The sequence below is a fragment of the Kribbella sp. ALI-6-A genome (assembly GCF_001984195.1).
Taxonomy (GTDB): domain Bacteria; phylum Actinomycetota; class Actinomycetes; order Propionibacteriales; family Kribbellaceae; genus Kribbella.
In genome coordinates, this window is record NZ_MTQN01000007.1 from 386,398 (window position 1) to 399,834 (window position 13,437).

Annotated in this window: 10 protein-coding genes; 5 read left to right on the forward strand and 5 right to left on the reverse strand. The window is 70.2% G+C overall.

Going from position 1 to position 13,437, the window contains the following annotated elements:
- The first annotated feature begins 60 nt into the window (after positions 1-60).
- Positions 61-1,989 carry a S41 family peptidase gene (locus BWI15_RS05825; RefSeq protein ID WP_237771144.1) on the forward strand — a complete coding sequence of 643 codons (1,929 nt, stop codon included), beginning with the start codon at positions 61-63 and terminating at the stop codon, positions 1,987-1,989.
- A gap of 90 nt (positions 1,990-2,079) precedes the next feature.
- Here BWI15_RS05825 and BWI15_RS05830 read toward each other — a convergent pair whose 3' ends face one another.
- Both BWI15_RS05830 and BWI15_RS05835 read right to left on the reverse strand, forming a co-directional pair.
- On the reverse strand, positions 2,080-4,302 hold the full coding sequence (locus tag BWI15_RS05830; protein WP_168197268.1) for a bifunctional SulP family inorganic anion transporter/carbonic anhydrase: 2,223 nt from the start codon (positions 4,300-4,302) through the stop codon (positions 2,080-2,082).
- A gap of 217 nt (positions 4,303-4,519) precedes the next feature.
- Entirely contained in the window at positions 4,520-5,707 is a 1,188-nt protein-coding gene (locus BWI15_RS05835) for a mandelate racemase/muconate lactonizing enzyme family protein (protein ID WP_077013235.1), read from the reverse strand.
- An 82-nt stretch (positions 5,708-5,789) separates the two neighbouring features.
- Between BWI15_RS05835 and BWI15_RS05840 the strand changes: the two genes are divergently transcribed.
- On the forward strand, positions 5,790-6,563 hold the full coding sequence (locus tag BWI15_RS05840; RefSeq protein WP_077013236.1) for an SDR family NAD(P)-dependent oxidoreductase: 774 nt from the start codon (positions 5,790-5,792) through the stop codon (positions 6,561-6,563).
- 2 nt (positions 6,564-6,565) lie between these two features.
- Positions 6,566-6,961: a MerR family transcriptional regulator gene (locus BWI15_RS05845; RefSeq protein ID WP_077013237.1), complete on the forward strand. Its 396-nt coding sequence runs from the start codon at positions 6,566-6,568 to the stop codon at positions 6,959-6,961.
- On the opposite strand, the gene BWI15_RS05850 is transcribed toward BWI15_RS05845, so the two are convergent.
- Both BWI15_RS05850 and BWI15_RS40010 read right to left on the reverse strand, forming a co-directional pair.
- The gene (locus BWI15_RS05850; protein WP_237771146.1) at positions 6,958-7,650 is read right to left on the reverse strand and encodes a DUF427 domain-containing protein; all 693 of its coding nucleotides are present in this window, start codon (positions 7,648-7,650) and stop codon (positions 6,958-6,960) included. The two genes, BWI15_RS05845 and BWI15_RS05850, sit on opposite strands and share 4 nt — an antisense overlap.
- Entirely contained in the window at positions 7,532-9,880 is a 2,349-nt protein-coding gene (locus BWI15_RS40010; protein WP_237771147.1) for a fibronectin type III domain-containing protein, read from the reverse strand. Before BWI15_RS40010 ends, BWI15_RS05850 begins: the two co-directional genes overlap by 119 nt.
- Positions 9,881-10,002: 122 nt before the next feature.
- Here BWI15_RS40010 and BWI15_RS05860 point away from each other — a divergent pair, with 122 nt between their 5' ends.
- The gene (locus BWI15_RS05860) at positions 10,003-10,854 is read left to right on the forward strand and encodes an alpha/beta fold hydrolase (protein ID WP_077013239.1); all 852 of its coding nucleotides are present in this window, start codon (positions 10,003-10,005) and stop codon (positions 10,852-10,854) included.
- A 16-nt stretch (positions 10,855-10,870) separates the two neighbouring features.
- On the opposite strand, the gene BWI15_RS05865 is transcribed toward BWI15_RS05860, so the two are convergent.
- Positions 10,871-12,403: an MFS transporter gene (locus tag BWI15_RS05865; protein WP_077013240.1), complete on the reverse strand. Its 1,533-nt coding sequence runs from the start codon at positions 12,401-12,403 to the stop codon at positions 10,871-10,873.
- 109 nt (positions 12,404-12,512) lie between these two features.
- On the opposite strand from BWI15_RS05865, the gene BWI15_RS05870 reads away from it, so the two are divergent.
- A complete protein-coding gene (locus BWI15_RS05870) occupies positions 12,513-13,403 on the forward strand; it encodes a LysR substrate-binding domain-containing protein (RefSeq protein ID WP_237771148.1) in 891 nt (296 codons plus the stop codon).
- Positions 13,404-13,437: the final 34 nt, after the last annotated feature.

Here is a 13,437-nt window from a genome sequence, read left to right on the forward strand (position 1 = left end):
GGGATCTCATGGCCGAACCACGCAAGACCATCACCAAGAAGCCGACGATCAGGAAAACCGTTGCCCGCAAGGGAAACCGGGACCGGCGAGCCGAGCCGCAGGCGGCCGCCGTACCGTTGCCGGCAGTTCCTCGCCGGGGCCGGCACGCTGACCCTGACCCAGCGCAAGATCCTCGTCGACCAAGCGCTGCTGCTGCTCGGCGAGAACTACGTGCACCTGCCGCTGAAGGCCGCGATGCACGCGGTCAACCCGTTGCAGCGACTGCGCGTGCTGCGCGCGCGGATGGAGCGTCAGACCGCTGCCACGATGGAAGCCGAGTGGTTGTTCCACCGCCAGATGTCGAGCATCTTCCACTCGGTCCGTGACCTGCACACCAACTACCTGCTGCCCGCGCCGTTCGCCGGCAAGGTCGCGTACCTGCCGTTCCTGATCGAGAAGTGCTCCGACAGCGCCGGCGACCACTACCTGATCACCCGCACGGTCGCGGGCTACACCGCGCCGCAGTTCGGCCCCGGCGCCAAAGTGACGCACTGGAACGGTACGCCGATCGCCCGCGCCGTCGCGCTGAACGGCGCCGCGTTCGCCGGCAGCAACGAGGCCGCGAACCTGGCCCGCGGCCTGGAGTCGCTGACGCTGCGGCCGTTGGTGATCCAGGCGCCGCCGGACGAGGAGTGGGTCACGCTGACCTATCTCGGTCTCGACGGCTCGGCGCAGGAGCTGCGCGAACAGTGGAAGGTGACCACCAACCTGCCGCCGATGACCGACCTGGACGCGATCACCGAGGCGTCGGCGTCGATGGGGCTCGACCTGGACTCCGACGAGAAGTCGCGGGCCAAGAAGGCCCTGTACGTCCGCGACGTGGTCGAGCTCGAACGCGGCGAGAGCTCGGCCGCGCTGGCCGCGCCGGTCGCCGTCGGCGCCGCGGATCTGCCGACCACGATGCCCGGGGTGTTCCGGGCTCGCTCGGTGACGACCGCGCACGGCACCTTCGGGCACCTGCGGATCTTCACGTTCAGCGTGACCGACCCGGTCGGCTTCCGCGACGAGTTCGTCCGGCTGGCCGCCGCGCTGCCGCAGGACGGCCTGATCGTCGACGTACGGGACAACGGTGGCGGTCACATCTACGCCAGCGAGTTCACCCTGCAGACGATGACGCCGCGCCGGATCGCGCCGGAACCGGTGCAGTTCATCAGCACGCCGCTCAACCTGCGGATCTGCCGCCGGCACAAGGACAACCCGTCCGGGATCGACCTCGGCCCGTGGTTCGACTCGCTCGATCTGGCGACGGAAACCGGGGCGGCGTTCTCGGCGGCCAAGCCGATCACACCGGAGGACGGCGCGAACGAGCTCGGCCAGACGTACTACGGGCCGGTCGTGCTGATCACTGATGCCCGGTGCTACTCGGCGACCGACATCTTCGCGGCCGGGTTCGCCGATCACGAGATCGGGACGATTCTCGGTGTCGACGACAACACCGGTGCGGGCGGCGCGAACGTGTGGACGCACGGATTGCTTGCGACGCTGCTCAACGAGCCGCCACCGGCCGACCCGACGTCGCCGTACGAGGCGCTGCCGAACGGCGCGAACCTGCGGGTCTCGATCCGCCGGACGCTGCGGGTGGGGGAGTTGTCGGGCACGCCGGTCGAGGACGTGGGCGTGCGGCCGCATGTGACGCATCGGATGACGCGCGCTGATCTGCTGGAGGGCAACGCGGATCTGCTGGAGGCGGCGGGGGCTTTGCTCGCGGCGATGCCGCGGCGGCGGCTGGAGGTCAGTTCGTCGATGACTGGGACGACGCTGAGGGTCGGGTTGGAGGTGGAGGGGATCGATCGGGTTGATCTCTATCTGGACGACCGGCCGATCAGTTCGGAGGATCTGGGTGGTGAGCCGATCGCGATCGAGATCCTCGAGGTGACGCCGGGGCAGTTGCTGCGGGCTGATGCGTACTCGGCTGGACAGCTGGTTGCGTCGCGACGGGTGCACGTCTGACATCAGTCGGTGGGTGCGCGGGACAGCGCACCCACCGGTGCGGCAAAGACCCGGCCGGGGGTGCCGGCCGGGTCTGGAAATAAGCCGGGGTTACAGGTCGGCGTCGGCCGGGGTGGCGGCGGTGGCCAGTTCTTCGTCGGCGCGGACCAGATAGGGCTCGCGCTCGAGGACCAGGCGGGCCGCGGCCGCGCCGATGTCGAACCAGAGGCCGACCAGTTCCAGCCGGCCCGCCTCCTCGGCCTTGCGGACGCAGGCGAAGCTGCGCAGGTTTTCCAGCTGGACGGCGACGTTGGCCACCGAGAGCTTGTCCGCGGGACCGAGTTTCACGCCGGTCGCCGGGTCGACGATGTCCGGCAGCGCGACCGCTCGCTGGATCGACGGTTCGAGGTGGCGCAGCCAGGTCCGCAGACCCGAGCCGTCGTCCGTCGTACCGTCCAGGGCGGCGCCGGCCGCACCGCAGTGCGAGTGGCCGCAGACCACGATCGAGCTGACGCCGAGCACCTCGACGGCGTACTCGACCGCGGCGTCCACCGAGTTGCTGTCCGACCCGTACGGCGGCACGAGGTTGCCCACGTTGCGCACGCAGAACTGCTCGCCGGGACCCGACGTGGTGATCAGGTTCGGCACGATCCGGGAGTCCGCGCAGGTGATGAACAGCTGCGTCGGTTTCTGCCCGTCGGCGGCCAGCTTGGCCATCATCGGCCGGATCAGATCCGCCGACTGCTCGAACTCGCGGATCCCGTCCAGCATCGAGGCCCGCTGGTCCGGCTCGGGCACGACCTGGCCCTGCTGCCACGGCAGCCAGCGCTTGGCGTCACCTTGCAGGGCGGCGCGGAACGCCGACCGGTTGAGCTCGACCGTGCCGCCGCGCGCGATGTGCCCGCGCCGCCAGTCCTCGATCGCCTCGTACGCCGCGTGGTCCAGGTGGTCGACCTGGAGCTTCACCCGGACGGTGGCCCCGGTCGGGATCGTGCGCAGGGTCCGGACCAGTGACGCGACGCCGAGGAACACCAGCGTGCCCTGGATCGAGACGGTCCAGACGCCGTCCTGCTCGGTGGCGGTGACCGTTGCCCTGGCCAACCGGTAGAGCACCCGGCCGAGCGCGAGCATCAGTCCGGCCAGGACGCCCTCGGCCAGGCCGAGCGCGGCCACGCCGCCCGCGGTCACGACGTACACGAGCAGTTCGTCGTGGCGGCGCAGGGTGCGGATGTGGGCCAGTTGGACCAGCCGGAGTCCGATCACGAGCAGCACGCCCGCGAGAGCGGCCATCGGGATGAGCTCCAGCAGGGCGCCGGCCGCGAGCACGAAGACCGCGATCCACAGGCCGTGCATGATCGCTGAGGCCCGGCTCTTCGCGCCGGCCGCGACGTTGGTCGAGCTGCGCACGATGACGCCGGTGATCGGCATCCCGCCGAGCGCGCCGGAGACCGCGTTCGCGGCGCCCTGGCCGATCAGTTCGCGATCGAGGTTGCTGCGCCGGCCGCGGTGAAGCTTGTCCACGGCAACGGCCGAGAGCAACGACTCGACGCTGGCGACCAGTGCGACGGTGAGCACCGCTGTCCCGATTTCCAGCGCGCTGCCGGACGGCATCACCGGCAGGATGAGTTCCTGGACGGGATTGTCCGGCAGGTCGACGCGGGTGACGTCGACCGTCAACCAGGAGGACAGCGCGGTGACGAAGACCACCGCCACCAAGGGCGCCGGAACGACCTTCACCGTGGGGATGCGTGGCCAGACCAGCAGGATCACGACGGTCAGCACGCCGATCAGCACGGACGCCGGGTGATGCGCGACCAGTTGGCCGGGAAGCCCGGCCAGGTTGGCGATCAGTTTGCTCTGCGCCTGTCCACCGAGAACGACGTGGAGCTGCTGGACGGCGATCGTGATGCCGATGCCCGCGAGCATGCCGTGCACGACGGCGGGGGACAACGACAGGGCGAGCCGGCCGATGCGGGTGGCACCGAGCAGGATCTGCAGCAGGCCGGCCGCGCAGGTGATCGCCGCGGTGGCGGCCCAGCCGAACTGGCTGACCAGTCCGGCGACGACCATGGTGAGGCCGGCGGCCGGGCCGCTGACCTGGAGAGCAGAGCCGCCGAGCGCGCCGGCGACCACGCCACCGACGACGGCGGCGACGAGGCCCGCGATCAGCGGCGCCCCGGAGGCTGCGGCGATCCCCAGCGAGAGCGGGATCGCGATCAGGAAGACCACCAGCGAGGCCGGTAGGTCATGACGGACGATGGACCTCCACGAAACCTGTTCGACAGCAGGCTCGCGCGAAGGCGGGGAGTGGGATTTTGACTGCGTTTCGGACATGGTCGGCACGGGTCCCTCCGGCGTCGGTGCAAGAGCATCGGAACGTCGAAACAAAGAGTGTCGATCTCGTCACTCATAGTACCCAGCGATTCAAGGCCGGACGACCCCGAATCGTTGCCTTGGGCTCAGATCCCCACCAGTAGTGGCGAAATCGTTGCCTGGCGCCCAGAACCTGGACGGGCCGGACATCCGCGCGCAACAGCAGGACATCTCCTGTTCACCTGGTCACCCGGCGTTCGGCCGCGGTCAGGTCGTCGCGCAACCGGACGCCGTGCCCGGGTGCGTCGGTCGCGGCGATCCGGCCTTCGACGATCTCCGGCAGACCGTCGACCAGCTCGGCGTACCAGGTGCGCAGGAAGGCACGCACGGTCTCCTGGATCAGGCCGTTGGGCGCCGACTGGGTCAGGTGGACACAGGCCGCCAGCGTCGCCGGGCCGGTGCAGTCGTGCGGAGCCACCGGTACGCCGTACGTGTCGGCGAGGGCCGCGACCTTGCGCGCCTCGGTCAGTCCTCCCGTCCACTGCACGTCGACAGTGACGACGTCGACCGCACCCCGGTCGAGCAAGGGCAGGAAGCCGCGCCGGCCGACCAGCGTCTCCCCGGTCGCGATCGGTACGTCGACGTCCGCGGACAGCGCCGCCAGCGCGTCGACGGCGTCGGGACGCATCGGGTCCTCGACCCAGTACGGCCGGTACTCGGTCAACGCCTGCAGGATCGCGGTCGCGCCGCGGCGGTTCCACAGGCCGTGCAGCTCCACCATCAGCTTCATGTCGAACCCGACCTCGGACCGGATCGCCTCGATCACCGCGAGCCCGCGGCTCAGCTCGGCCGGCGAGATGTCGGTCCCGCCGGATTCCTCGGCCGCGCGGTCGAACGGCCAGACCTTCATCCCGGTGATGCCCTCGTCCCACAGGTCGCGCGCCAGCTGGCCCGGACGGTTGAGGAAGGCATCGAGATCGTCGTACCGGGCCGGACTCGTTGCTGGGACGCCCCAGTTGTCCGATCGTTGCCGCGTACTCGTACTGATGTACCCCGGCCCCGCGCAGGTGTTGTACGTCGGTAACGACTCCTGCACCGGTCCGCCGAACAGCCGCACCAACGGCAACCCCGCCTCCTGCCCGACCAGGTCCCACAGCGCCAGGTCGATCGCGCCGTTGCCGCGCGTCTCGACCCCGGCCCCGGCGAATCCCGTGTACGACGCCAGCGCGCGGGCCATCGACTCCGGCGTCGGGTCCTCGGCGGCGAGCAGGACCTCCGCGGCCGATTCGTGCAGATACGCCTCGACCGCGCGGCCGCCGAAAAACGCCTCGCCCAGGCCGGTCCGCCCGTCGTCGGTGTGCAGCAGCACGAACACCAGGTTCGGCTGGATGCTCGGCCGGACCGTCTTCACTGCCGTGATTCTCATCGCATGTCCTCTTTTCGTCAGTCCACCAGTGCCCGGTCGCGCGCGAACTACGATCGGAGGCAGCCGAGTCAGGAGAGAGTTGATGGATCTTCAGTTGTCGGGCAGGACCGCGGTCGTCACCGGGGCCAGCAAGGGAATCGGCCTGGCCTGCGCGGAGGCGCTGGCCCGGGAGGGTGCACGGGTCACCGGCATCTCCCGCGACCCGGGGAACCTCGCGAAGGCGCAGGCCGAGCTCGCGGCCAAGGGGCTGGAGTACGCGGTCGAGGCCGTCGACCTGACCGACCCGGACGCGACCACCGCGGTGTTCGCGCGGATCGGCGTACCGGACATCCTGATCAACTGCGCGGGGGCGGCCCGGCGTACGCCGGTGGACGAGCTGGACAGCAAGGCGCTGCACGCGGCGATGGAGGCGAAGTACTTCACCTACATGCACGCCACCGAGGCGGTGATCCGCGGGATGGCCGAGCGCGGCAGCGGCACGGTCGTCAACGTGGTCGGCCAGGGCGGCCGGCAGGCGAACCCGCTGCACATCGGCGGCGGCGCGGCCAACGCGGCGCTGATGCTCGCGTCGGTCGGCTACGCCAAGGCGTACGCCGGCCGCGGCGTCCGGGTGAACGTGATCAACCCCGGCCTGACCCGCACCGGCCGCGTCGACGAGGGCCTGGAAGCGGCCGTCCGCGCGACCGGCCGGCCCAAGGACGAGCTGCTCGACGAGATGGTCGCCGAGATCCCCCTCGGCCGCCCCGGCGAACCGGCCGAGGTCGCGAACGTCGCGGTCTTCCTGTCCTCCCCGCTGTCCAGCTACGTCACCGGCGCGATCATCCCGATGGACGGCGGCGTCACCTCGGCGATCTGACCATGGCTGTGGAGAAGCTGCTGAGCATCGGCGAGCTGGGTGTCCGCTGTGGTGTCGCCACGCACGTCCTGCGGCACTGGGAAGACGTCGGCCTGCTCACTCCGGCCACCAGGATCTCCGGACGGCGCCGGTACGACGAGTCGCACGTCGCGCGGGTGGTGATGATCCGCCGCGGCAAGGCGGCGGGCCTGTCCCTCGCCCAGCTGCGCGAGATGTTCGACGCCCCTGACGGGTCCGCCCGGCGGGCCGTGCTGGCGGAACAGCGCGCCCGCCTCGACGAGCAGATCCGTCAGGCGCAGGAGTCCCAGCGGCTGCTCGACCATGCGCTGACATGTGAGGCCCCGGACTTCACCGAGTGTCCTCACTTCCACCGGTTGGTCTCAGAACTGACCGGCTAGGAGAAGGGCGTGACCGGGCGGTCGACGGTGACGCCGTCGACGGTCAGGTCGACCTTCTCGTTGAAGAAGGCGACGTGACCGGCCACCGGGAGCAGTGGGGCGGTGGGGAAGTCGTAGCACCAGGCGAGGTCGGGATGCAGCGAGTCGGTGCGGACCGACCAGTACCCGGTGGTGCGGCCCTTGTACGGGCAGGCGGTGCGGGTCTGGCTCGGTTCGAGGTGCTCGAAGGCCACGGTGGTGCGCGGGAAGTAGTAGCGCGGCGGGAGGCCGGTCTCGTAGACGATGACGGTCGAGGTCGAGTCGGCAAGTGAGATGCCGTCGAGGGAGACCTGGACGTGGCGGCTGGACTTGATCGCGTCCACGCGGGCGTACGGGTTGCGCGGGTGGACGAACACTTCCTCGTCCTCCTCGAACCAGCTGTCGACGGCCTCCCACTCGAAGCGGACGAGCCCGGCGAGCAGGCCCTCGTCGTACTGCCAGGCGGTGCCCGATCCCGCGGTGAGCACCCGCGCCTCGCCGTGAGGAAAGGTCCTGGTCTCCCCGGTGTCGGCCAGTACGCCCGCCGCGACGTCACCGGCCGGCACGTAGTACTGCGGATACGGCGGGAACTCCCAGACGTAGACGGCGTCCTGGGTGTCCAGCACGACCTTGCCGTCGTGCAGCGCCCGGATCCGGCGGGCGACCGGCACGGGTTCGATGGGCGCGATGGATTCGGGATATCCGCTCATGAAGCCAGTAAAGAGCGTGGGGCCGGCCGGGGAAAGGCCGGCCCCACGGGACTACACGGTGATCCAGTCGATGTCGGCGATGTAGCCGTTCGGGTTGCTGATCTTCAGCGAGTTGCTGTCGGCGCTGAGCTTGACCGGCAGGTAGGTCACCTGCGGCCCCCCAGTCGTTGTCGCCGAGGCCGTGGTAGTTCACCCAGTACGAGTCGGCGTCGTTCACCGTCAGCATGCTCTGCCGGCTGGTGTCACCGTCGGTGTAGGCGATCTTCACCAGGTAGGTCCCGGTGGCCGGCACGGTGATGCCGTTCAGCGTGACCGACGCGTCGTACCCGATGTTGCCAACCTTCTTGCCGCCCGAGCACAGCGTGCAGTCGGAGACCCCGGCGTTCCCGGTGAAGGTGCTGGTCGGCGCCTCTGCCTCGTACCGGACCGGGCCACCGCCGGACTTCGCGGTGAACAGCGTGATCGGCGCACTGGCCTGCGACGTCCGTCCGGTCCGCACGCCCTTCACCTCGAAGGTGTACGACGTCTGCGGCTGAAGTCCCTGCACGACCACGCTCGTCGAGGAGGTGGTCGCCACCTGCTTGCCGTTGGCAAACACCTGGTACGCCGTGGCGCCGGTGCTCGGCTGCCAGGTCAGCGAGGCCGTCGTACGGCTCACATCGGTCGCGGTCAGGTCGGCCGGACGGCTCGGCGAGGCCGGCAGGTTCGGCGTGATCTTGTAGAGCTTCGAGCCGTGCGCGGGCAGGGTGGCGCTGACCTGGCCGGAGACGTTCCGGTGGGTCTGCGCGGCCCAGACGTCCCGGACCGATGCCTTGCCCGACAGTCCGAGCTGAGCGAAGTCGCCGGTCACGGTGGCGGGGGTGTCTGCCAGGTTGAACAGACCGACGGTGACGCTGCCGTCCGGGTTCTTCGCGTACCAGACCTGCTGCAGCTGGTCCTGGTTCAGCGGCCGGGCCGGGACGCCGGCCTGGTTGATCGCGATCACCTCGCGGTTGGTCAGCAGCTTCAGCCCGTACGGGTCGAGCTTGGTCAGGTCGTCACCGATGAACAGTGGCGCGGCGTTCATCGCCCAGAAGGTCATGTAGCTTCGCCGTTCGACCTCGTTGATGCCGTCCATCTCGCCGTTGCCGACGTTGATCGCGTCGAGGTTGTTCCAGTGCCCCGGTCCGGCGTCGTCGACCCACTGCGGCAGGTCCCACCAGCGGCCGACCAGCGAGCCGTTCCAGCGCACGATCGTGTCGCAGTAGCACTCGACGTCGGTGTCGATCCGCCAGCCGTGCGAGTTGGCCTTCCAGGTCTCGGCGTACCGGTGGCTGAGCGACCACGACAGCGTGTACATCATCGGGCGGCCGGCGTTCTGGACCGCGCGCCACCAGGCCTCGACGTCCTCGGTGTTGTTGTGGTTCGGGTCGTCCGGGGCGCCCTTCCAGGAGCCCGGGCCGACGCCGTCCATCTTGATGAAGTCGACACCCCAGGAGGCGAACAGGTTCACGATCGAGTCGGCGTACTTCTGTGCGCACGGGCTGGCGTAGTTGATCTTGTACGCCTGGTCCCAGCCGTTGGTGGTGCGCAGGTCCGGGTAGACGATGTCGCGGGTGAAGCAGCCGGGGGCGTTGTGGATCGGGGTGTTGCCGTCGCGGTAGACGTCGAAGCCGAGGCCGACGACGGTGTAGATGCCGAACTTCAGCCCGAGCTTGTGGATGTCGTCGCCGACCGCCTTCATGCCGCGCGGGAAGCGGGCGAGGTTCGCGGTCGGCCGGCCGTACTCGTCGCCGCCGAGCTGCCAGCCGGCGTCGATGTTCACGTACTCGTAGCCGTACGGCTTGAGCTTGGTCGCCATCGCGTTGGCCTGGGCGAGAATGTTCTTCTCGCTGATGAAGCTGCCCGGACCGTCGGGGTTCACGCCCGGGTAGTTGGTGGACTGCAGGCTCCAGCTGCTCCAGCCCAGGTACGGCTTGGCCGCGACCTGCGAGTACTTCGCCTGCACCGCCGCCTTGGCCTTCGGCGCCTCGATCGGCGCGTTGCCCTGGAAGGCGGCGCCGGGCTCGACCAGGGCGGGCTTCGGGCCGGGCCGGAAGGACTGGGGAGTGCTCGCGTCGGCGGGCGCGATCGCGACGGCTGCCGATACCAGGGCGGCAGCCGCGGTGACCACGACGGCGGTACGGCGTTTTCGTCCAGCGGGGACTGACATACGGGGTGTTCCTCCGTCTCGAGGCGGGAGCGTGGGGGAAGCGGGGCGGTGCTGCGAGCCTAGGACCGCTTAATTTACGAGGTCAAGTAACAAGCGCTGATAACTCTGCGTAAGGTGCGGCCATGCACCTGTACGCCGAACGCCGCGGCGCGGGCGAACCCCTGCTGCTGATCATGGGCATGGCCGGTCACCACCGGATCTGGGGCGAGCCGTTCCTGTCGGGGCTGGAGAAGCACTTCGAGCTGCTGATCTTCGACCAGCGGGGGATCGGGACGAGCGAGCGCGGCGCTGGACAGTTCAGTACGGCGGACCTGGCGGACGACGCGGCGCGGGTGATGGACGAAGCCGGGTGGTCGGACGCGCAGGTCTTCGGGATCTCGCTCGGCGGGATGGTGGCGCAGGAGCTCGCGCTGAATCATCGCGAGCGGGTGAGACGGCTGACGCTCGGATGTACGTCGCCGGGGTTTGCCGCGGGAGTCCGGCCACCTGGGGCCGGGCAGAAGGCGGACGCGACGGCCGCGGGTGCGGGACGGGCGACTCCGGCGTCCCGGCCGCCCGGGATCGGACCGGGGCCCGACCTGCTGCTGGCGGCGATGCGCTCGGGGCGCGAGGAGACCGTGCTGCGAACCGGTTTCGAGGTGAACCTGTCGGCGGGTTTTGCCGCCGATCCCGCGCACTTCGCGGCGTACCGGGAGGACGCGCTGGCTGTGCGCGTCCCGGCGTCAGTGGTTGGGATGCAGTTCCAAGCGGCGCTGCGGCACGACGCCGTCGACCGGCTGCCGTCGCTCGACGTCCCCGCGCTGGTGATCCACGGGACCGCGGACCAGATGATCCTGCCCACGGAAGGTGAGCGGCTGGCGAAGCTGATCCCCGGTGCGCAACTCGAACTTCTCGATGGTGCCGGCCACCTGTTCTGGCGCGAACAACCCGAGCGTGTGATCGACCTGCTGAACCGCCGGCCAGTCGGCAGCTGACTGGCCGGCGGTTGTCTCAGCGGTGCAGCGGCTTGCGGCGGGGGCGGGTCGGGGCAGCGTGCGGGTCGGTCCGCTGGTATCGGCGGCGAGCCAGCGTGAAGGGCCTCGGGCGGGACGGCACCGGCGGCTCCGGGCGGATCACCTGGACCGGAACCTTCTCCAGTCCGAGCCGGACCGGTGGTTGCCGCCACGGCGAGCGCTCGTTGCGGACGACAACCACCCGCAAGCGCCCGGCCCGCGCCAGTTTGATGCCGATGGCAACTGTCGCGACGGCGGGGATCAGGCCGGCCAGCAGCAGGCTGGTCCGGGCGCCGAAGTGCTCGGCGATCGCGCCGACGGTCGGGCCGCCGATCGCGCCGCCGCCGATGAAGACCAGGTTGTAGATCCCGGCGACCCGGCCGCGCAGCCCGTCCGGGGTGGTCAGCTGCACCATCGACTGGGCGGCGGTGAGGAACATCAGCGTCGCCATGCCGAGCGCGCACAGCAGTGGCAGGAAGGTCCACAGCGAGGGCTGCAGCGCCGCCACGATCTCGGTCACGGCCAGGATCGCCGCGATCCCGACCAGGTTACGCAGCCTGGTCGGCCGGATCCGGCGGGCCGAGAGCAGTGCCCCGGCCAGCGACCCGACCGCGACCACCGAGTTCAGTACGCCGTACCCGGTGGCGCCGGTCTTGAAGACGACGTCCGCGAACGCCGTCAGCGTGACCGGCAGGCTGATCGTGAACATGCCGAAGATGCCGACCAGCACGATCGCCCAGCGCACGGCCGGCTCGTGGAAGGCGTACCGGACGCCGTCGCGCAGGCCGTCGCGGATGCGCAGGCCCCGGCCGGCCTTGCGGGCGGCGTGCAGGCCGGGCATCTCGCTCTCGCGCATCATCAGCAGCGCCGAGATCGAGCCGAAGAACGTGATCGAGTTCAGCGCGAACGCCCAGCCGGCGCCGATCGTGCCGAGCATCGCGCCACCCAGCGCGGGGCCGATCAGGCCGCCGAGCTGGAAGGTGGACGAGACCATGCTGATCGCGTTGCGCAGGCGCTGCTTGCCCACCAGCTCGGTGACGAAGGACTGGCGGGTGGGGTTGTCGACCGCGGTCGCGAGGCCGAGCACGAGGGCCAGCGAGTAGACCTGCCAGACCTGCACCTCGCCGGTGAACGCCAGCACCGCCAGTACGGCGGCCAGGGTGCCCATCGTCGACTGGGTGACGAGCAGAACCTTGCGTTTGGGGAAACGGTCGGCGATCACGCCGCCGTACAGGCCGAGCAGGAGGGTGGGCAGGAACTGCAGCGCGGTGGTGATGCCGACCGCGGTGGCGCTGCCGGTCAGCGTCAGGACCAGCCAGTCCTGCGCGATGCGCTGGACCCAGCCGCCGGTCGAGCTGACGAACAGGCCGCTGACCAGGAGGCGGAAGTTGCGGACCTCGAGAGCACTGAAGGTTTCGCGGAAGCCGGGCCGGCGTTGGGTGGGCGGCAGTTCGCCGGGAGTGGTCCGCGGAGTGGAACGGTGGGTGTGGAAATCGGGGACAGGGACAGAACCGGTAGCCCGGGTGGTCAAGAGTCAACCCTTTGGAAGTGGACGTGTCAGGGGAGGTCGGTCCCATCCTCACCGGTCCGGGCCGGATTCCGACAGCGAATTACTCCTATTAGTCTTATAACGTCTCGTGATGAGGGGGAAATCGATGGCCTACGACCCGGACCAGCTGCGCACGTTTCTCGCCGTGGCCCAGTCGCTGAGCTTCACCCAGGCCGCCGAGCGGCTCGGGATCCGGCAGCCGACGGTGAGCCAGCACATCCGCAAGCTGGAGGCCGCGGTCGGCCGGCCGCTGTTCGTGCGCGACACCCGGACGGTGACGCTGACCGCCGACGGCGAGGCGATGGCCGGGTTCGCGCGGACGATCCTGGCCGCGCACGAGGAGGCGGTCGGCTACTTCACCGGCTCGGAGCTGCGCGGCCGGCTGCGCTTCGGCGTCACCGACGACCTGGCGCTCACCCCCCTGCCGCGGATCCTGCGCGACTTCCGGCAGCTCTACCCGCGGATCGATCTCGAGCTCACCGTCGCCCAGAGCCCGAACCTGCTCCGCCGGGTCGAGTCCGGTCACCTCGATCTGGCGTACGTGAAGCACTCGGCCGGCGCCGGCTCGGAGCCGAACGGCCGGGTCGTCCGCCGCGACCCGTTGGTCTGGGCCGGCATCGCGGGCACCCGCCTGCCGCCGGACGGGCCGGTGCCCCTGGTCACGTACCAGGCGCCGAGCCTGAGCCGGATGCTCGGTGTGCAGACGCTGGAACAGGTCGGCCGGCCGTACCGGGTCACCTGCATCGTGCGCGGGGTCAACGGCGTGCTCGCGGCGGTCCGCGCGGGGCTGGGGATCGCGATCTTCGCTCGCTCCCTGATGCCTGCCGACCTGGTCGAGCCTCCGCCGAGCGCCGGGCTGCCCGAGCTGCCGGCGATCGATCTGGTGCTGATCACCAACCCGCGCGCCGCCAAGGAGCCGGCCGAGGCCCTCACCGCGGCGATCCTCGGCAGCAACGCGCCGCTGAAACCCGCGACCGACTGAGCCGGCGGCGGGCGTCTACGAGGGTGGCTCGGCA